Source organism: bacterium, assembly GCA_023228325.1.
Lineage (GTDB): Bacteria > Auribacterota > UBA6266 > UBA6266 > UBA6266 > UBA6266.
This window is the reverse complement of the sequence record JALOBK010000001.1, coordinates 1375816-1395792: the sequence shown is the minus strand read 5'-3', so window position 1 is coordinate 1395792 and position 19977 is coordinate 1375816. Positions and strand designations below refer to the sequence as shown.

General features: G+C 42.4%; 15 protein-coding genes and 1 tRNA gene. 2 read left to right on the top strand and 14 right to left on the bottom strand.

Annotated elements, in window-relative coordinates:
* Positions 1-3 precede the first annotated feature (3 nt).
* The 13 genes from M0R36_06665 to M0R36_06605 form a co-directional block, all read right to left on the bottom strand.
* Positions 4-852, bottom strand: coding sequence for a class I SAM-dependent methyltransferase (locus tag M0R36_06665; GenBank protein ID MCK9555480.1), 849 nt, complete (start codon positions 850-852; stop codon positions 4-6).
* Positions 839-2281, bottom strand: coding sequence for an oligosaccharide flippase family protein (locus M0R36_06660; GenBank protein ID MCK9555479.1), 1443 nt, complete (start codon positions 2279-2281; stop codon positions 839-841). The genes M0R36_06665 and M0R36_06660 overlap by 14 nt, the downstream gene beginning before the upstream one ends.
* Positions 2282-2307: 26 nt before the next feature.
* Positions 2308-3204, bottom strand: coding sequence for a DUF2334 domain-containing protein (locus M0R36_06655; GenBank protein MCK9555478.1), 897 nt, complete (start codon positions 3202-3204; stop codon positions 2308-2310).
* A 20-nt stretch (positions 3205-3224) separates the two neighbouring features.
* Complete coding sequence (locus M0R36_06650; protein ID MCK9555477.1) at positions 3225-4199, bottom strand: GDP-mannose 4,6-dehydratase; 975 nt, start codon at positions 4197-4199, stop codon at positions 3225-3227.
* On the bottom strand, positions 4196-6013 hold the full coding sequence (locus M0R36_06645) for an O-antigen ligase family protein (GenBank protein MCK9555476.1): 1818 nt from the start codon (positions 6011-6013) through the stop codon (positions 4196-4198). Before M0R36_06645 ends, M0R36_06650 begins: the two co-directional genes overlap by 4 nt.
* A gap of 32 nt (positions 6014-6045) precedes the next feature.
* Complete coding sequence (locus tag M0R36_06640; protein MCK9555475.1) at positions 6046-6651, bottom strand: polysaccharide export protein; 606 nt, start codon at positions 6649-6651, stop codon at positions 6046-6048.
* Complete coding sequence (locus tag M0R36_06635) at positions 6638-8701, bottom strand: polysaccharide biosynthesis tyrosine autokinase (GenBank protein ID MCK9555474.1); 2064 nt, start codon at positions 8699-8701, stop codon at positions 6638-6640. The genes M0R36_06640 and M0R36_06635 overlap by 14 nt, the downstream gene beginning before the upstream one ends.
* Before the next feature lie 78 nt (positions 8702-8779).
* Complete coding sequence (locus M0R36_06630; protein ID MCK9555473.1) at positions 8780-9955, bottom strand: outer membrane beta-barrel protein; 1176 nt, start codon at positions 9953-9955, stop codon at positions 8780-8782.
* 43 nt (positions 9956-9998) lie between these two features.
* The gene (locus tag M0R36_06625) at positions 9999-11165 is read right to left on the bottom strand and encodes a FecR domain-containing protein (GenBank protein ID MCK9555472.1); all 1167 of its coding nucleotides are present in this window, start codon (positions 11163-11165) and stop codon (positions 9999-10001) included.
* Positions 11165-11827 (bottom strand): EpsI family protein, encoded by a 663-nt coding sequence (locus M0R36_06620; protein ID MCK9555471.1) that lies wholly within the window; start codon positions 11825-11827, stop codon positions 11165-11167. Before M0R36_06620 ends, M0R36_06625 begins: the two co-directional genes overlap by 1 nt.
* Positions 11809-12654: an exosortase/archaeosortase family protein gene (locus M0R36_06615; GenBank protein MCK9555470.1), complete on the bottom strand. Its 846-nt coding sequence runs from the start codon at positions 12652-12654 to the stop codon at positions 11809-11811. Before M0R36_06615 ends, M0R36_06620 begins: the two co-directional genes overlap by 19 nt.
* Before the next feature lie 6 nt (positions 12655-12660).
* Positions 12661-14334, bottom strand: coding sequence for a glycosyltransferase family 39 protein (locus M0R36_06610; GenBank protein ID MCK9555469.1), 1674 nt, complete (start codon positions 14332-14334; stop codon positions 12661-12663).
* A 22-nt stretch (positions 14335-14356) separates the two neighbouring features.
* On the bottom strand, positions 14357-16393 hold the full coding sequence (locus M0R36_06605; GenBank protein ID MCK9555468.1) for a hypothetical protein: 2037 nt from the start codon (positions 16391-16393) through the stop codon (positions 14357-14359).
* A gap of 134 nt (positions 16394-16527) precedes the next feature.
* On the opposite strand from M0R36_06605, the gene M0R36_06600 reads away from it, so the two are divergent.
* Positions 16528-16603 (top strand) — tRNA-Ala (locus tag M0R36_06600).
* A 422-nt stretch (positions 16604-17025) separates the two neighbouring features.
* On the opposite strand, the gene M0R36_06595 is transcribed toward M0R36_06600, so the two are convergent.
* The gene (locus M0R36_06595; protein ID MCK9555467.1) at positions 17026-18873 is read right to left on the bottom strand and encodes a cation:proton antiporter; all 1848 of its coding nucleotides are present in this window, start codon (positions 18871-18873) and stop codon (positions 17026-17028) included.
* A 221-nt stretch (positions 18874-19094) separates the two neighbouring features.
* Between M0R36_06595 and M0R36_06590 the strand changes: the two genes are divergently transcribed.
* Positions 19095-19976 (top strand): hypothetical protein, encoded by an 882-nt coding sequence (locus tag M0R36_06590; GenBank protein ID MCK9555466.1) that lies wholly within the window; start codon positions 19095-19097, stop codon positions 19974-19976.
* Position 19977 lies beyond the last annotated feature (1 nt).

The following is a 19977-nucleotide window of genomic DNA, read 5'->3' as shown; positions in this document are numbered from 1 at the left end:
ATTCTACATAACCCGCTTTGACGCCGAAAGGATGGTGATACGCCCCATATGGCTGAAAGGAAAAATCCTCGTATTTATATATAAATCCATCAGTTTCTTCTGCAAAACATTGCCGCGTTCATATCTTTCCGTAAGCCTGCTTAATTCCCTGTAAGTTGAAAAAGAATTGATTATAAAACCGGCCCTTTTTAAGTCTCCGGCCAAAATATCGGACGGGATACTGCACATATCAAAGTTTTTCCTGTGCTGTTCTCTTCTGCCTGCGATATCTTCTTTGTTTATAACAAATTCGGGCTTTAAATTCCGCGAATGGTTAACCTTTAAAATATATTTAACTGTATCCTTTATAAATCCGAATAAACCTGACCCCGTCCTTCCCCCGTTTCCAACCCTGATTATGAGCGTTCCGTTGTTGTCAAGCAACCCGAAACATTCACCGAGAGCTTTTCTATAATCAGTCAAATGTTCTAATACAGACTGGGCTATTATCAATGAAAATTTCCCCTTTTCCAATTTTGAGTTTTGGATGTCGTCAACAACAAAATCAAGGTTTTTAAGGCTGTCAACCTTTTGCAGCGCATAAGATATGCCGATTTCCGAAATATCAGAGCCTAAAAATCTTATTTCCGGGAAGCGCTCGGCCAGCCATCTTACATTGCTTCCGACGCCGCATCCCATTTCCAAAACTCTGGCGCCCTGATTCAACGATTTGAGCGCGCGAAATATAAGCTCTTTTGTGACAGGCTCTACTGTCAGCGAACCTTTCGCCGTATTATACCTGCGCTCCATCAATTCATAATAATTTTTATTTTTGTAAAATGATTTTTCAATGTGATCTTTATTTAAACGCATTTGATACGACCTTGTTTTTAAATATGAGCGCCGAAAACACCCCGATAAGAATAAAATTTAAAATAAAGATTTTAACTACATTGATAATATCCATATTGGCCTGTGCCAGATACCTGTTAACCGCCGCGCCTGTAATTACAACAGCGCTTAAACTCAGAAAATAAAGAATATCCAATCTTGGCTCGTATATCACCCAGTCACTCTTATATTTACACCTTATAAAAAATACACCCCAGAGAAACCCTGCGCACTGGGCCAGCGCAAACCCTGCGAGCCCAAGATACAGGCCTATAACGATTCCCAGGGAGGTATTGATTAACCCGACATAAAAAGATATCTTGAACGTCTCTTTGGGATGCTGATACAGGTAAATCCCAATCCTGCTTACCGAAAAAACAAACGACAGAAAAACCGAAACCGCCAGAATGTTCAATATCAGTGTATTCGGAACATATTTAACGCCGCCGACAATGAATAACGCGATTTTTGAATTGAAAATTACAAAACAGGCCCCCGCAAACGCGAGGAAACTGAATATTACATATATTTTAGCCGAATTTTCCCTGAAAGCGGACAACCCTCTCGCTTTTATTTCGGAAAGCTTTGGGATTACAGGTTCCAGGAGGGGCTCAAGCACAAGGTTTATAAGAGATACAATTCTTTTTGCTATAAAATATACCGCCAGTTTATCCGGGGTAAACAGGATAGCTATAAAAGTCTGATCCGCCCTGGAAAACAGGAACCTGCTGAAACCCTGCCCGTAAAAAGGCAGAGAAAAACTGATATATTGCTTCAGCGAGTAACCTGAAAAAGGCATAAGCAGATATTTAAGCAAAAGCATAAGGCCTAAGATACAGCCCAGGATATTACCTATCAAAAATCCGTACAAAATCCCTTTTACCCCATACCCGAAATACAAAAAGATAACCGCCAGCGACCTCTGCAGGATATTTATTGTTATGTTCGAAACCGCTATTTTGGAGAACCACTGCAGGGACTGCATTATAAGTATTATCCTGTCATAAGTGGCGTAAAAAACGCTTGCCACAAGTATTATAAGGATAAAATCCGCCGAATCCCGGGATTTCAAAAACACCTCCGCTAAATTTTCCCGGAAATAAAAACCGGCAACCATCAGAAAAAGCAGTATAAGAAACGGAACAAAGACGGTGTATTTTATAATATCAGAAACATAGCTTGTCTCATCCTTGGCATTAAGTTCGGGAATAAGCCTTATCGAAGAAGTGCCGAATCCCAAACCTCCGAACATACTTATAATGCCGCAAAAAACAAAAAGGACCGCAAAAACACCGAGTTGCTCTTCCGACAGCTTGCGTGAAACAATGCCCAGAAAAACCAGAGATATTGCTGATACAATGATTCTTGAGGAAAGGTTGATGGCGCTTCTTCTGCCAACCCCGTTTCTCATTCTTTTCAAGAAAAACGAAAACAAAGTCATTCTCCATATAATGAATTTAAATCTCTGAAGGATATATTCTTAAAAACAAACACAAACTCCAGAAACTGTTTGAAAACTTCAAGCAGAGGCGGGTTTTTCAGCAATTCCCAATGATGAACAGCCAACACAAAGGGCGCGTTCTTTTTAAAACAAAATAAAAACTCGTCTTTTAATTCATCTATTGTTTTCCCGCTTATCAGGCCGTACGCGCAAAGTTCCCTGTGAGAGCCGTAATCCATAACATATGGATATACCCTGTTATATGCCAGCCGCCAAAACAATTTTAAAGTCCAGTTTTTCAGGTTGTAAAAATCAATTTTCCTGTTGAACTTCACAATACGCATTGTCCCGCTTAAATTCAGCCCGCACTCTGATACAGCTTTTGCCCCCTCTCTGGAAATATCGTTTCCCGGAGGGACAAAGACATTTATCTTTCTGCTGAACGTATCTTCAAGGTGTTTTTTCCCTTTTGCCGTTTCTTCTTTCAGCTGTTCATAAGATTTCCATCTGTATTCGCTTAAAGAAATTAATTTTCCCCGCGGTAAGTGTTTCGCATGTTGTTCGATATTATCTTTTGTAAGGCTGAAATATCCATGTTCTCCCGGAACAGCAATTTTTTTCAAGTGAGAATAACCATGCAGTGTTATTGAAGCTTTTCCCTCCGCTATCCGCCTGTTAAGATATTCTACGAGTTCCCTGTTTTCCCCTACAGGTCTTTCCGTTTCATCCTGATAAAACTTTTTTCTCTCTCCGGGAAAAAAGGATTTTACGGCAAAGGGGATTACGGAAAAAGATACGACAACTTTTTTCCCAAAAATTTCCGAGTAAACGGACTCCAGTTCAGAGGGGTCCGTCCAGTAACTAATATCATCGTCTCGGATAGCAAAATTCATTTCGGGTATTTTAAAAAAGATTATTCAAAACCAACATTGCTTTTGAAATAATCTATGATTTTGCCCAGGGTCATATCGAGAGTGTATTCAGCCTTATATCCTATAAACTTCCGGAGTTTGGAAATGTCGGGCACTCTCCTCAGCATATCTTCAAAACCTGATTCATAGGCCTTATCATAGGGAATATACGATATTTCCGAAGGGCTTGAAGTTTTCTCTTTTATTTTTCCGGCAAGGCCGGAAATCGATATAGGTTCTTCCGAACCTATATTAAACACTTCCCCGACCGCGCTTTTTGTTTCGGACAATTTAATCAGCGCGTTAACCACATCCGTCACATATGTAAAACATCTTGTCTGTTTGCCGTCTCCAAATACCGTTATAGGCTCTCCCTTTATGGCCTGCTTCACAAAATTGGGGATAACCATGCCGTACCTGCCTGTCTGCCTGGGGCCGACTGTATTAAATAACCTTACTATTATAACCGGCAGCGATTTTTCCTTTAAATACGCGAGCGCGAGAAATTCATCTATAGCCTTGGAACAGGCGTAACTCCACCTGCTCTTCTGTGTGCTCCCCATAATGGAATCATCGTTTTCGTTAAAAACCCTGTTCATGCTTTTCCCGTATACTTCCGATGTTGAAGCGATAACAACCGGTTTTTTCTCCTTAGCCGCGGCTTTCAGCACATTTTCGGTTCCGTGCACATTTGTCTCTATGGTTTCAACCGGGCTTTCTATTATTTTTCTCACGCCTACCGCGGCCGCAAGATGAAAGACAACATCGCACTTGTAAGTCAGCACCCCGATAACCGCCTCATTCATAACCGTATCTATCACACAGTGGAAATTTTTTTCGCTTTTCAGGTGTTCTATGTTCTTAAGGGATCCGGTGGATAAATCATCGATAACATATACTTCATCCCCTCTTTTTACAAGGGCATCTGAAAGATGGGAGCCTATAAAACCAGCCCCGCCTGTAATCAAGTATTTCATTTCGCAACTCTCTTTCTTATCAGATTAAGCTTTTGATTCGCATAATTATTACAGAAATCCATCCTGGAAGCATCTTTAAAATATCTTTCCGCTTTTTCATTGTCATTGATTATATAATAATAGGTCCCGATAACGTTATTGTAATAAGCATTGTTAGGATCTTTTTCCAGCGCCTTTAAAAATTCATTCTGCGCTTCCGGGAATTTCTTCTCGGATTGCCGAATAAGCCCGAGCCCCAGATTAAAATCGCCTTCGAGGGGGTTTGACTGTCCGCCTTTTTTAAACATATCAACCGCTTTTTCCCTGAAATCGCTGTTTTTCCTGAACTTATACAATATTTCATATATACGCCCGGCATTTTTATATACTTCGGGGTTGACCCTGTAATTTAACATGCTTTTTTCATAAAAGGCGATAGCAGTGTCAAATTCACCGTCTTCAAGAGATTCAGCGCCTTTCATATCTAAAATCGCGGCCCTGATATCCATCAAAGAAAGCGCGCAGGCAACAACACCTACTGAAGAAAAAATAATCGAAGCCAGCGCGGGTTTAACCCTTATGCCCCGAATTTTCCCCGGGTCAAGAGAAGAAAATGCTATACTGCTTCCCAATCCCGCCAGAATGATTAAAATTGAAGCGTTTGCCAGAATATGCATATTAAAATCGGTCAGGGAATGCACCAACATAACGGTGATACCGGAAAGCACCCCGTAAAGAAGAAACCTTTTTGTTGAACTGGATATCCCGCCGATTGATTTAATGCTGATCCTGAAATAAAAAAAGATAAAACATAACACCAGGGCCAGGCCGAAAACACCTAATTCAGCCCATGTGTGCAGATAATCGTTATGCGCAAAATTAATATCCCTGCTCATACCCATGCTTCTCACTGCCGGATAAACCCATTTATATGAACCAAGCCCAAAGCCCAGCAAAGGTCTTTGCTTTATAAGGCTTAACGTGTCTTTCCAGATAGTGATTCTTGTATTTACGCTGGTATCGGAAGAAAGATTGCTGAACCTTTCAATTATCATCGGCGAAAACGCTATCCCGATTATAATCATGACTGCAAGGATAACACTTAAACCAACCAGGAAATTCCTTTTTCTTTCTCTGATTACAAAAACAAAAAATATTGCCATTCCCGTCAGCATGCCCGCCAGGCCGCCCCGCGATTTACATAAAAACAGCGATAAAACAACTAATACCAGGATGTATCCTATGATTATCTTATAACCTGTATTTATTTTCCTGACAAACAGGCAGGACAGGATCACAAAAAAACTAATTTCAAAAAATCCGGAACAGTGGTTGGGGCATATATATGTCCCCCCCAGCCTGCCATGGTATTGGACGGGCCTTAATATCCCGAATACTGAATTCATCCCTTTAAAATAATCTATAAGCCCGTAAGACGAAACGAACAGGACCGACAGCATTAAACCTGCAATATAAATGTTTACCGGTTTTTTCCCGGCAAATAACCGGGCCGACACAAAAAACAGGAAAAAATAATTGAGAATGTTTAAAAATTCTCCAACCGCGAAATATTTAACGGGGGAAAAAAACAACCATGCCAGGCAATAAGCTAAAAACAGGAGAGCAATCAGGTCAAGCCTATTAAAGATAATTTCATCTTTTCTGAAAACAGAAACCCCGAAAACCAAAAACAGGACGGATCCCAGCAGCCGCAGAGACGCGCCCGACCACGGCCTCATCGCCCCGAGAGCGACCGGCGCGAAAACGGAAACGGCAATTAAAATAAACACGAGAGCATAGTTTACAAGGTTAATTTCTTTTGTTTTATCATTCATAGCAGGTTTAAAGGTATTCACGGTTTAGAATCTTACCAGAAGCTTTGAGGCACATTAATAACATCGCCGGGGCCGATCATATACTTATCGGCATCTTCATTGTGTTTTATAAGGCGTCCGACATTAACCACTACCGTTTCTTTGTCGGTTCCCTTAATGATTTTAACTTTCCCTTCATCGGAAAAATCGGTAAAACCGCCGGCCATGGTTATAGCGCTTAAAATATTTATTTTACCCAGGAGTGTATAATTTCCCGGCCTTTTTACCTCTCCCATAACAAAGAAGGTCTTTGCCTGCACTATAACCGTTACATACGGGTTTTTGATATAACCGTCCTCATACAGTTTTTCAAGGTGTTTCTTAAGGTCCTGGACCGTCATGTCCTGAACCTTAATTTCCCCCAGCAGAGGCATATTAATCTCTCCCGACGGGGAAACCTCCTGCACAGTATTCAGGTCTTCATGCCGCCAGACGGATATTTCAAGCACATCACGCGGTTTTATAACATGGTTCAGGTCGCCGCCCGAAACAGTTTTGGATTTGTCCGTTTTAGAAACACCCGGAGGAGTCTGCATATCCGCCGCGAAAGCGGAACAGCAAGATAACATGATTAATATAATAAGTTCAGCTTTTTTCATTCTCATTATCATGATAATAATACGCATAGTGCTTATAGTAATCATCGTCACGCGCAAAATTAATATTGTTAAGAACGGCCCCTATTACATTCGAGCCCATATTGCGCAGAGTTTTAACAGCCCTTTTAGTCATATCTTTGGGATATTTTCTGTGCTGGATGACTAAAATTACGGCATCACTTTCGTTCGCGAGTATGGAAGAGTCACTCACGCCTATAAGAGGCGGGGCGTCCATAAGAATAATATCAAATTTATTTTTCAGGTCTGAAACAAACTCTTTTATTTTCCGGGAATTCAACAGACCTACAAAACCGGATGATGATTTGCCACACGGTATAAATTTCAGATTTTCTTCCCGGGTATCTTTGATTGCCTTATCCAGCGGCATATTCCCTTTCAGGATATCAACCATCCCTTCTGTTTCCGCCGCGTTGAAAAACGACGCTATCCTGGGTTTCCTGATATCCGTATCCAGTATAATCACTTTTTTCCCGGCTCTTGCCAAAACTATTCCCGTGTTTACTACAGTCGTCGATTTCCCTTCCCCTGCTCCGGCAGACGTAACCGTAATGACTTTATAATTGTTTTTTTGCAGTATGAGGTCAAGATTTGTCCTGACAATACGGTAAGACTCGTAATTCAGGGAATTTCTTTTTTCTTCAAAAAGTATCTTTATTTTCTGCGGGATAACACCCAGGATCGGTAATCCTAAAAGTTCTTCTATATCGTCTACGGTTTTTATGCTTGTGTCGAGATACTCCATAAAATAAGCAAACCCTGTCCCCAGAACAAGTCCGAACAGCAGTCCGAGAGCTATATTCAAAGCTTTCTTCGGCCTGGACGGAATTGTGGGCCTCACGGCAGGTTCAACGATTTCGACATAACTTACAGGGAGAGATTTGATAACTGTTTCCTCGGTAAGCTGTTTTTTCAGCGTCATATATACTTCCCTGTTTGTTTCCACTTCCCTGACAAGGGCTACCACTTCAAGCTGTTTTTCATCAAGCACCTGATCTTCTTCTTTTACAGTCTTCAGAACATGTTTCAGTTCTTCAGCCCTGACTCTGGCGACTTCGTACTCGGTTTTAAGCCCGTTAATAATCCCGCGAATCTCTTTCGCGATATTATCCTCTATCTCCTTTATCTTGCTTTTTCCCTGCATAACAAGAGGATGCTTATCGCCGTAATCTTCAAGCAGAACGGAAAGTTCGACACTGGCTTCCGCCAGGCGCTGTTTCAAAACTGCCAGGTTCTGTGAAGCATTTCCCCTGACTCCGACAGAAAGGGTATAAAGCTGATCTTCGGGGGAAAGTTTCGTAAGTTCATCCATCTCTGTTTTCTTAAGGACGGCTTCCATCTGCGCTTGAATATAAGCATCATTGTATTCAGTCAGTTTCTGCTTGTCTATGCTAACCCCCTGGTAATACGCAAGTCCTGTCCGTTTTTTAGCGTCTTCAAGTTCTTTATCGGTCTCGGCAAGCTCCTGTAAAGACTTATTAAGGCTTTCAGAAAGGTTATCGAGCCCTTTTTTAACATTTTCCTGCATCAGACGAAGCCTTTCATCGCGAAAAACATTCGCAATGGTATTGGCTATTACGGAAACCTTTTCCTGGTCATAATCCTCAAATATTATTTCAATTATATCCGTTCCCCTGAATTGCTTGACACGGAGATGGTATTTCATTCTTTTTAAAGCGAACTTATTCCCCAATTCCTTAAAATCGTCTCTGGCTCCAAACCACCGCTTCGCGAGGCCCAGTTCATCTATCACCTTAAGAAGGATAGGCTCACTTTGTATCAATTCAGACTGTGTCCCGAAGAAAATAGGGTCATAATCCGACATCATGGAATACTGTTTGCCGTAGACATCAACCGCGGGTTTTTGTTTTACCACCCTGATCTTACAGGATGCATAATAACGGGGTGTCATAATGAATGAAACAAGTGCGGTCGTAAAAGTGACAATAAACACCGTGGCTAATATCAGACCTTTACGCTTGCGGACAATTCTCCAATAATCTAAAAGGTGTTTATCTTCAACATTTTTCATGAATTACGCTTTTACATGGAAAAAGGGGTAATGTTTTATACCCCTTTTTTGTTTTCCGGTTATCAACTGAAAATAACGTTAAAAAATAAGGTTTACACCCATATAGACGCGGTTCCGGTCATACGGGGTGGATACATCAGTATCAACATCAATATAATTATATCCTGCTTCCGCAAAAAGATAATCTTTAAACTCATAACTTAAGCCGACGGCAGCTTCCCATGTCTCCTGCCTGCCGTCTCTTGCGGCTGACGCGATCCTGCTGCTTCTGTTATAGCGCCCGTGGTCATACGAACCTCTTGCAAAAACAGCCAGCCTGCGCGTAAATTTATGTTCCGCGCGGAGATACGCTTTTTGCCTCTGCTGGTATTTATAATCTCCGGTGGCCGGGTTGTCTATCTCGATAAAATAACCGACAGTAAAATTAGTCATAGGTGAAATAGTGGTGGTCAGGCTTATGTCGGCGAAAGGCGAATCAAAATTCCCGTAACCTTTGAAATCCCTGTATTCATACCCTACTTTACCGTCAATATAAAACATCTTGCTGAACCTGTGCTTCACTCCGCCGTAAACCCTGTGAGACCAGTAATCCCTGTCATGGTTCTCTTTCCAATCGGTGCGGAGAAGAAGGTATCCGGCGTAAGGGGAAGTTGTTGGATTCATCAGATAATCAATATCGGCTCCCACAGCATTAGTAAACCTGTCATACTGGTCTTCATAGAAATCATCAACATAATGCAGGTACTCATTGTAATAGCGGGGCCTTATCACAAACATTTCAGTCATATTATAAGCAAGCCCGACGGAACCTTTGTTGTAATAATAATTACCTTCCCTCTGCAGTACAACATTGTTATCGACTGCTTCGGGTTCCTGGTCATAAACAAAGGTATTCTTGAGAAACAGCGTGCACCTGGGGTCAAATTCATGGGACCAGCTAAAATTGGCATTGTGGTCAAATTCGTGGTCTTTCCCATGAGGGCTATGTGTATAATACCTGTATCCGAATTTATAATCCAGGCTGACCACATCCTGCGGAAAATCAAATTTAAGTTCGATTTTCGGCTCAACTATAAATTTCCAGCTGGCCGTTTCATCATCTTCTGTAGTGTAAATATTATCGTCATATTCGGTCCTGAACCTTACCGACGGCGTGAAAAAATCATTTCTGTCTAAAATGTCCCATGCCGACACATATGAACAACAACCTGCAAGCCCGATAATTACAGCTAATATAACAATTTTTAAACGCATTTTTTATTTTCTCCCGTTATGCCGTTTTTTAAATAATCACATTTTATGTCGGCGTAGCCGGCGTTTCATAATTAGTCTGTGTCTCAAGGTTGCTGCCCCCCTGCGAAAGTATCTGCAGCGCTTGTCCGAAAGTAACCGGCATGTCCGGAGACCCTTCAACCTGAACCCCGATCTCAGCAAGAGCTTCCATCGCGGCCTGAATGGCGATATCAAGCCCCTGCTCAATGGCTGCCTGCGCCTCTTCCGGCGTCATGCCTGCCGTCAGCTGGCCGATTGCAATTCCTAAAGCCGCTTCTACCATATTCTGCAGATTCCCTGCTTCGGAATTAATGGCATCAGCCATTGCCTGGCTTAATGACTGTGTTCCGCCCGCGGGCTGATTTCCCGTCTGATTTAAGAACTCATTAATATTTATCTCAACAGGGTCGCCGACAGGGTTCCCGCTGGAATCCAGAGCATAAGCTGTAACTGTTCCGTCGGTAACCTGAATCTGCATACTCTGGCCGTTATAAGATAAAGTATAGACCGTTCCTTTTACGGCGGCTACGGAAACGGGGGTCGCCGCTTCAAACCTGGCGCCTTCTTTCAAATCGCCGGCATTTACAAGCATATCGCCCCTTTGCAGATAAATAAACACGTTTTCGGTTTTGTCCGGATTGAAACTTAATTCCTGAAGAACTATTTCCGAATCGCTTTTAACCTTTACCGCTCCTAATTTCCCTATTCCCAGAGCAGCCCAGGAATTTTCCCCTGTCCGGATAGCATCGCCCTCTTTAAGCCTTATTCCCTTTCTTGCTGGTATCCACTGGCCCTGGCCTATTCTTATCTCAACATCACCCTGAACATCCACAACATAAGCAAAAAGTTTATCCGCGGAAGGAATCGCCTCTCCGCCCTCTGTAAGCTTTTTGATTACTTCTTTTTCAAGGCCCAGAGCGCGCTCAAGCAGAATCACCATATCTTTGTTGGTCAACACCTTTTCCGCATCAAAGCCCCCCGGAGGAGTAACGCCGCGGGATTCGAGCAATCTGAAATAGTCCTGTGTTGACGGAGCCGCCGGAAGCTGTTCGTTCAATGCAAGCGCGTTAACAAGATACCTCGCAAATTGGCCCTGTGTCATTACTTCTTCTTTATCAAGAGCGCATGTAAATGTGCTGTTTAACATTACAATAAGTGTAATGAAAACGGCATACTTAATATATCTTAGCATTAAATACCTCCGCGGTTTTTATCCATATCAGCCATAAATTGTTTAAAGAAATCTTCCAGAATATACAAGGTGTCTTTTTCCCCTCTATAAACAGGCATATAAATAACCACATAAGACCAACGTGTCTGCCTGCCTTTGAATAATCTGTCGTAAACGGTGAAAAATATCCTTTTCAGGTTGCTGCCCGTTACCCGGTTTCCACCTATGTAATAATATAAAACAAGACTATTTATTTCAATACTTTTTTTACCGGCGATAACCGAAAGCTTTTGAACATCAGCGGTCTTCCGCCTTCCCGCGCAATCCTCATATGAAAGAAAAACTGTTTCCCTTCCCGTGATAACCCACCCCTGTGAAGGCAGGCATACTTCGGCTCTGTGGATGCTTCTCCTGTCCTTCCCGCTTATTACGATATTTACAAAGATTTCCCTGCCTTCCGGACCGGCATATAATTTCTTCACCATTTCAGTATCGGGAGGGAGAAGTTCCCTCTCTATATCATTCATCTTTATATCAGAAGATTTCCAAACGCCGACTTGCTCGGGAACGATACCGGGAGTAACATCCGGTGAAGGCTCAACGGAAACTCTGCCGGCAAATGAACCGGCCACCGCAGCGGCAACGCTTATGCAAATCAAAATTATTATTTTCCTGTTTTCCATCTGATTAAATATCCCGCAAGTATAAACATCGCCAACGCAAGCGCAAAGACAAAAAATCCCCAAAAATAATGAAGTTTAACCAGCGCTATTTCCGGGCTAATCCCCTGCGCTACCATACCTATAAGAACCACGCGGATTATATTGGCTGTAACGGCTATCGGCAAAGAAAGCAGAAATAAAAACCACTTCCTGAAAATTGTCTTCTGGGTCAAATAAGCAAAAACAGCTCCGACCGCCGCCAGTGATATCATGGAATTCAAACCGCTGCACGGGGCATCTATGTTTAAAGGCCCGATATTTTTCAAACATACAACCGTCCCCTTAACATAATCAAGCGAATCTATCATCTTAAAGAAAGCGGCGCTGACATCCGTAACGAAAAACCTTAAAGGCATACCGGCAATAGAGTCCAGAAACCCCATCGGCACCATAAAAAGAAGATAAGTTATGGGAAACCAAAGGGTTCTCAGGAAGCCTTTACCGAAAAAGTAAAGCACAAAACCGAAAAAGAAAATTATCAGGGAAACCAGGGAAATTCTGTTTAAATCGGTTCTGAGAGCAAACAGATTAAGCAAAAAAGCAAAGATTATGATATAAAGGCCTCTTGTGTCGCCTTCCGCCGTCAGTTTTTTCAACTCGGGAAGCTTCAAATAAACAACCCACAAGGACAGGAACAATATCCATGGCCCCGGAGTATAGTGGCTTACATATTTATCGTTCCATGTCCCTATCATCCAGACCACGGGCTTGCAATAAAGAAACGCCACGGAAATAAACAAAATAATAACAGGGAGATATTTTTTTATTATGTTTTTTCCCGTATTCATCGAATGCTATTTTTTATCCTCTTTAAAAGGATACCTGCTTAACACGACATTTAAAGGGTTTTCCGATACGGCCCTGCCGTATTTAAAACCTGTTTCTATAGGAATTCTTCCCATTAAAATATTCCTCCACTCGGGCATATTGGGATAACTTAAAAGCATTGAAGAAAAAAAGGCATATTCCATATTATAACCTTTTTCGCTAAGGTTCCTGAATTCTCCTATATCCCAGGGGAGCCATATCGTTTTAACATTCCCGTACCAGGCGACAGCCCAGGGGACGTCGGAAACAATAAGTGTATCTTCCGGGATTTTCCCCATTGCTTCGGTAACGGCATTTACCAGGCCGGTTTTCTTATCATTGAATATATAGTATGGCAAAGACCTGTTTTTTCTGGTTATGGAGAAAATAAAAGGAGGCAATATAAAAATCACTACCATAACAATAACCGCAACCCATGATTTCAGCATCTTAGGCTTATTAAAATCGCATAAGGCTTTCACAAAAAACCCGGAGGAAATTATCACAAAAAACGGCACGAAAACCGACAAATTATTCCCCGACGGGAAAAATGCGGCCGCCGCAATGATTACAAACACAAACAAAGAATACACCAGGGGCCTGAACCTGTTGATCTTCCTGTCAGCAAACGAATAGAACACCGCCGCAACGATAAAGCATATCAGAAAATTATCGGATAAATTAATCAATGAAAGGTAGCCGGCCTTCAGTCCCGTTACGGTTTTCCCCATCACATCGGACAGGCTCACCGCCTTTGACAAGGCTTCCGCGCTGAAACTTCTCATATATTCATGGGCGGGAAACGCGTTGGTATAGGCAAAAAGATTATATGTCCCCAGGGAAAAAAAGGGGTTGCCCGCTACAACGGCATTTCGTATAAGCCACGGCATAACCGTCACGATAAACACTGAAATGAATACTGATAAAAACACCGCTCTTTTCTGCCTGAAAGAAACCGCGTAATAAACCAAAGCAGGAAATACAAAGATGCCGAAACTGTAACGGCAAAGGAAACACAGCCCGGCAAAAACACCCGCGAAAACCACAGGTATGATATTTTTCCCGTCAGTCGCATATAAAGAGTACAAAAAGGCCGTGGTAAGAAAAGCCAGCATAGATAGAGAATCGCCGCTTATGGCGATCTTCAGCTGGTTCAGGCAGACGATGTACAGCAAGAGGCTCAGATACGCTATTTTTTTATCAAACATTTTTTTAGCGAAAAAGTAAACCAGAATGGCCGTTACCATAAAAAATATTCCCGAACCCAGTAAAGACACTATCTTGTCCGCGTGCGCGGCATAACCGCTAAATGTCATTGAAGGGGTCAGAAACGAAAAAATCAGCGAAAGCCAAAGGGGGTATAAAGGCGGGTTCGAAAGGTCCGGAAAATTTTCCGGCAAAGTATCGCCGGTATCCTTCAGGAGGTTATAATAACTTAACGATAAAGGGGTAATGAAATCTGTCGTGAATCCCCTGCCCGAAGCGATATTTCTCGCGATTTGCGCGCATTCCATCGAATCTTCCGTGTCCAGACCCCTGAAATTCGCGGTATAGAATAAAAAAAACACACCCATTACCAGCGCAGCCCATAAAGATATCTTCACCAGTATGGGGCCGAGATCATCGATATTAACAAGTGTTTTCAAAAGTTTATCCGTCATTTAAACACCCCCGTTTTTATTTTCAGTTTGAATATTTCAAATCCGGCAAATATCCGCCTTTCACATCCGAAATAATACAGCCGAAACCCGCTTTTTCCTTGTTTTCCGGCGTTTCAACCAGAAAACAAATCCTGTTTTTTCCCTTTTTGATATAAAAAGCCGAAATATCGGGCACTTTATTATTATTGACATATAAAGCTTTCAGCGCCGCGCTCCCGTCAATTTTTATTTTTACCGCGCAGTCTTTACGCGAATAAACATCCGTTTTAAGAAGATATACCCTGTTTTCCGCGGGAAGAATCAGTTTTCTCCCCCATATATCATATCCCGCCGCCATTTTCATCAGGTTATCCACCCTGGAAATATTGGCTTCCGCGCCGGACAGGTCTCTAAACGGCCCGAAAACATAAATACCCTTAATATACCGCAGGTAATTTTCGGTTTCATAAATCTGAGAGCTTATCATCTTTCTTAAAACGGCATTCTCTACACTGTAATACCTGTTTTTCAGATAAAATATGAACATGTCCCCTTTTTCTGATAACAGGCGGTTCTTTTTACGTATAATATCGGGCGACAAATTTAACATCCATTGCTTTATTTCACTCTCGCCGGCAAGAGTTATTGAAGAATCCACTCCTCTGCAGAAATCAAAAAAATAAACCTCTTTAAGAAAATTTTCCGATTGCAAAACTATATACGGATCCGAAAAACCGGGAATGGAATTTTCCAGCATATCTTTCGCCGAATAAAAATTTCCTCTTTTTACTTCCAGAAAAATTTCTTTAAACATGAGGTATTGTTCGCCTGTATTGTCCTTAATAACAAGGCGCGCTCTCGGATTTCCTATATAAATATGCTTCCACGGGATGTCAAACCTTCCTCTGAAAAGCCCTCTTTTTGTCTGGAAAGCCTGTCCAAATGATTTGCCTTCCACCAGGTCTTTTACGGCGTAATAAGAAAACTGGAAAGACTGGGCGTAGGGCTCAAAAACAGACCCCACATAAAAATAGGCCCCCTGGCTGAGCCATCTTCCGCATATGGTATCTTTATCCCTCGGATCACGCGCGGAATTACTGTGCGCAAAATAAACACAACAGGGACCGCACGAGGGGATATCATCCGGAGTTCCGTTTCCGCCCCAGTCACGGGGACCTCCGCCCGTATTGACCCATACAAAATCCGCCGCTAACCCGTCTCTGACAATGCTCTTCCAGTAACCCACATCCGCCCGCGGGGCGGAAATATTCAGGGTGACCATTTTATCAAATAACATCCATGCCCCATAGCCTGCCTGAAGTTTCCAGTCCGGAGACCACAAATCAAAGAAAAGTGATTTTTCCGCCTCAAGAAACAGAGAACACATCGCCTGATATAAAGAAGCCCCTTCTTCGACTTCAACAAGCCTGCCGACAAAAGCGTATACATCGGAATCCGTCATTTTTTCGCGCCCTACGGCATCATCAACACTCATACTGCGCTCGTAAATATAAGGCAGATCCTCCGCAACCGTAATATATTCAATGCCGCCACGCCCCGAATACGTATATCCCCGATCCCTGATAAACTGAAGAATGGAATTCCTTAAAGAGTCAACTTCATCGAATGTGAGTTTATCGTCCATTGTCCGGCCGTAATCGAACATAAAAATATCCTGTTTGTAAAAAGCGGCAAGGGCTACTCCGGCCATTAATTCTTTCGAGCTCCGGCCTGTAACAACTATTCCGTCAACGGGTTTCCCTCTCTCCAGCAGTTTATAATACATTTTAAAACCTTCACCCGGAGATATATCTCTTATATTTTTTCCGGTCAGTGATGCGGCTAACGCCCTGAAAATATTATCTGCCGTTACGCCTCCCACATTTCTTTTGCCCGCCTTTTCCACGATATCGGGTCTGTATGCGGAAATAAATTTTTGCGAATACCTGCTTTCGCCGATAAAAACCGGGAATTTATTTTCGGGCGACCATTCGCCGAGGTAATAAAGGAAAGTTTCTTCATCCGGCACAATAACGATTTTCTTCTCACAAAAAGCCATCGTCTCAGCAAAAAGAAACATAAGAAAAAATAGATGTAAAACCTTGCTCATTTATCAGAAAATAATACATCAAACACGCGCAAAATCAAAGTTATTAAATAACTTGTGCTTGTCCTTCTTTATGTTTTATATTATATTTCTTTTCCTGGATTAATGGGGCCGTAGCTCAGATGGAAGAGCGCTAGAATCGCACTCTAGAGGCCGTGGGTTCGACTCCCATCGGCTCCACCAGTCCCGCCAGCGGCCATTAGGAATCTAAAAGATTCCAAGGACTTTAGTCCCGGGAATTTTACAAATTCCTCGGGGCGGGACAGAGCAATTGAGCAATAGATCATCAGAACATTAGAAAAACTCAATTGCGGTCCAATTTCTATTTTCTATTGTTCAAAAAAGCTCAGGACCACACAGGGTTCGGTGCAAGCGCCAAAGAGGATTTTAAAACATACGTTCTATAAAGACAAGCATAGGTTCTATCTGGTGAGGTGTCCTGTATCCTGCATGGTACAGGGCAGTTTTTTTATCCGCCGACAGCGGGACGGAACAAGTATTGTCCGAACGTCTTGGAATTTACTCCCAAAACCAGGCAAAAGAGAGGATTTAAGAAATAGGGTGTCTGTCCCTATTTAAATTGGTGTCTGTCCCTGTTTAGCTGTTTAGAGAATTTCGGCCCTGCTTTTCAGCATTTCGACTTCTCTGGCTGCGATAACCGACATCTGGTCCTGTTTATTGTCCAGTATCATGCCAATAATCGCCATAATATTTTTCGCGGCAAGGATCCGGGGGATAAAAACGTAATCCGCCCCGCTTTCATACATTTTCAATGCCTTATCAATATTTTCAGCCGTTACTATTATTTTCGCCTGAGGGCAGATATTTTTTATATGTTTGATAATTTTTAAATTATCGGTTCCAACCAATATCGTATCGGGTATTGTGGATATCACTATTTTAACATCATGGATTCCCGCGCGGTGAAGCGTATCAAAATGGCTTATATCCCCGTAAACAACCTTGATTCCCGCGCTCCGGAGGGCTTCATAGATTTCCGGATTGAAGTCAACGACTACGATCTTATCCTTGAAATGACGGTCCTGTCCGCTCCCCCGGCTGCCTGATAATAATTCATGGAGCAGGGAACTCGCGGTTTGATGGAAACCGAGCAGGGCTATTTCCCTGCCTCCCGCGTCCGCATCCTGCTGTTCGGCGGACCGGATATCCTTCAAGCCGGCTTTTTTCAGAAACGAGGCCAGGAATTTCTGGATTGAATCATTATAATTAATCATATAAGTTGACAGGCTCGATGTTATGACAAAAACAAATATTATAACCGACATCGTGTCGCGGTTTATGTGTCCGGCCGTTACCCCGAGAGAAGCTATAACCAGCGAAAATTCGCTTATCTGCGATAAATTACAGGAAGTCAACAGACTGACCCGCAAGCCGTTTTTCAACAGGTAGAGCACCGGAAATATTGACAGAAAACGGGAAACCACTAAAAATGCCGATACGACTGCCCCTATTAAAAGGACGGACGGGTTATCAAAAGGATTGGGAACCTGCATGCCCAGTGAAACAAAAAAAAGCGTTACAAAAAAAACCCTTATATTGACTATTTTGGTCATTACATCAAGATTATAAGGGAATGTGGATATGGCAATACCCGCTATCAGAGCTCCCATTTCAAGCGAAAAATTTAAAATGGACGCCATCCCGCAGACAAGAAAACACCAGCCCAGAGAAGATACCAGGACCAGTTCGGGCAGTTTCGCTATCGACTTGAATATGCGCGGTAAAATATATTTGCTGATAAGCATAGTAAAAGCGATGAGGAAAATACCTTTGCCGAAAGAGCAGAGAATCTGAAAAACATCCGGGCTTGCCAGATTCGGCTGTATTCCCAGCAACACAATAGCCCATATGTCCTGGAACACAAGGATGCCCAGCGATATCCTTCCCGCAAGCGTATCCAGTTCGAATTTCCCGTATAAAAGTTTGACGACTATCGCGGTACTGCTCAGGCTGCAGCAGGCGGCAAGGTAGAAAAGACCGTATTTTCCGCCGTCAAATACATATCCCAGCAGGAAAAAGAATCCGGCGCCGATGATAAATGTCAGGGGAAATTGCGTGAAGCCGCTGACTAACAGCGATTTACCGGACCCTTTTAATTTTTTTATATTAATCTCAAACCCTATTAAAAACAGGAGGAGTATAAGCCCGAAACGCGATATAGTCTCAATTTCATTAATATCCCTGATCAGCCCGAATCCGATTCCGGGGCCGATTATTACGCCGGCGACTATATATGAGAGGATTAAAGGCTGTTTCAGAAGATAACCGATATAAGCCACGATGGTAGCGGCCAATATGGCAATTCCGACGCTTATAATTATGTTGCTGTGGTCGCCGACTCCCAATCCTTCCGCATTAAGAATCGCCGCGGGAAATAAAATAAGCAGTAAAAAGACGATAAAGCAACAAGAAACCAAAGGGACATTTTTCATATTATCTCACTCCACGCTGACATTATACCTGAATCAAATATAAAAACAATTATTTTATATCTTGCGTTATATCAATGGATTACTAAGAGTATCCCTTCTTTGGCGGAATTTCGCCGGAGGCGGAACGGCCCGGTTTCAATTTCCTATTTCCAAAAAAATGATTTTGTTATTCAATTTATTATTCAATTAAATTATACTCTCATATCTGCTATCATAGCTTTATGAAAAAAGATTATATCCTTGTTATAGATATCGGGACCAATTCCACAAGATACGGGCTTTACCGCAAAAAAGATATGCGGCTTATCAAGTCTGATGCCACTATTACACGCCTTGGGAAAGGCACCGTTAAGACAGGCGTCATCGCGGAAGCGGGCATCATAAAAACCATTGCCTGCCTGAAAGAATATATGGAACAGACATCGGGATACGGGCCTGAAATAAAAGCTATAGGAACAAAAGTTTTAAGGACGGCAAAAAATGCTTTCCTGTTTCTGAAAAAAGCGGAACGCCTTATCGGCGCGAAAATCAATGTTGTTTCCGGAAAAAAAGAAGCCCTCCTCGGGTTTTGCGGCGCGAAAAAATCGCTCGGCGCGAAAAAAATGTTTTTCATAGATATAGGCGGAGGGAGCACCGAGATAGGATCATCGCCCGAAAACATCAGGAGCATCGATATGGGATGCGTAAGCCTCAGGGAATTTTTTTTAAACTCATTCCCGTATAAAGATACATCCGTTGAAAACGCCGTCAAATTCATCAAATCAAAAATAAGGAAGCCGAAAACCCTGAAAATTCCCGGGAAATGCGCGGCCATCGGAGGCACATGCACAACGCTCGCTTCGATAGATATAGGCAAAAAAAGTTACGACAGGAAAAAAGTCCAGGGTTACATGCTTTCAAAAGAAAAAATATCACGCATATTCAAAAAACTCTCCTCATCCACGCTTAAAGAAATAAAACGGATAAAAGGCATGGAACCCGAAAGGGCGGACATAATAGGCGCGGGGACATTAATCCTTCTCTGTATAATGGACACGTTCGGGATAGATGAAATAACTGTTTCGGATGAGGGGATATTACTGGGAGCGGCGCTGCATATTTGAA

Coding starts and splice junctions, on each gene's coding strand:
- M0R36_06640 (MCK9555475.1), bottom strand. CDS start 6,651: ATGAAAAAAGCTGAACTTATTATATTAATCATGTTATCTTGCTGTTCC.
- M0R36_06665 (MCK9555480.1), bottom strand. CDS start 852: ATGCGTTTAAATAAAGATCACATTGAAAAATCATTTTACAAAAATAAA.
- M0R36_06595 (MCK9555467.1), bottom strand. CDS start 18,873: ATGAAAAATGTCCCTTTGGTTTCTTGTTGCTTTATCGTCTTTTTACTG.
- M0R36_06620 (MCK9555471.1), bottom strand. CDS start 11,827: ATGGAAAACAGGAAAATAATAATTTTGATTTGCATAAGCGTTGCCGCT.
- M0R36_06645 (MCK9555476.1), bottom strand. CDS start 6,013: ATGAATGATAAAACAAAAGAAATTAACCTTGTAAACTATGCTCTCGTG.
- M0R36_06655 (MCK9555478.1), bottom strand. CDS start 3,204: ATGAATTTTGCTATCCGAGACGATGATATTAGTTACTGGACGGACCCC.
- M0R36_06610 (MCK9555469.1), bottom strand. CDS start 14,334: ATGACGGATAAACTTTTGAAAACACTTGTTAATATCGATGATCTCGGC.
- M0R36_06615 (MCK9555470.1), bottom strand. CDS start 12,654: ATGAATACGGGAAAAAACATAATAAAAAAATATCTCCCTGTTATTATT.
- M0R36_06605 (MCK9555468.1), bottom strand. CDS start 16,393: ATGTTTCTTTTTGCTGAGACGATGGCTTTTTGTGAGAAGAAAATCGTT.
- M0R36_06635 (MCK9555474.1), bottom strand. CDS start 8,701: ATGAAAAATGTTGAAGATAAACACCTTTTAGATTATTGGAGAATTGTC.
- M0R36_06590 (MCK9555466.1), top strand. CDS start 19,095: ATGAAAAAAGATTATATCCTTGTTATAGATATCGGGACCAATTCCACA.
- M0R36_06625 (MCK9555472.1), bottom strand. CDS start 11,165: ATGCTAAGATATATTAAGTATGCCGTTTTCATTACACTTATTGTAATG.
- M0R36_06650 (MCK9555477.1), bottom strand. CDS start 4,199: ATGAAATACTTGATTACAGGCGGGGCTGGTTTTATAGGCTCCCATCTT.
- M0R36_06630 (MCK9555473.1), bottom strand. CDS start 9,955: ATGCGTTTAAAAATTGTTATATTAGCTGTAATTATCGGGCTTGCAGGT.
- M0R36_06660 (MCK9555479.1), bottom strand. CDS start 2,281: ATGAGAAACGGGGTTGGCAGAAGAAGCGCCATCAACCTTTCCTCAAGA.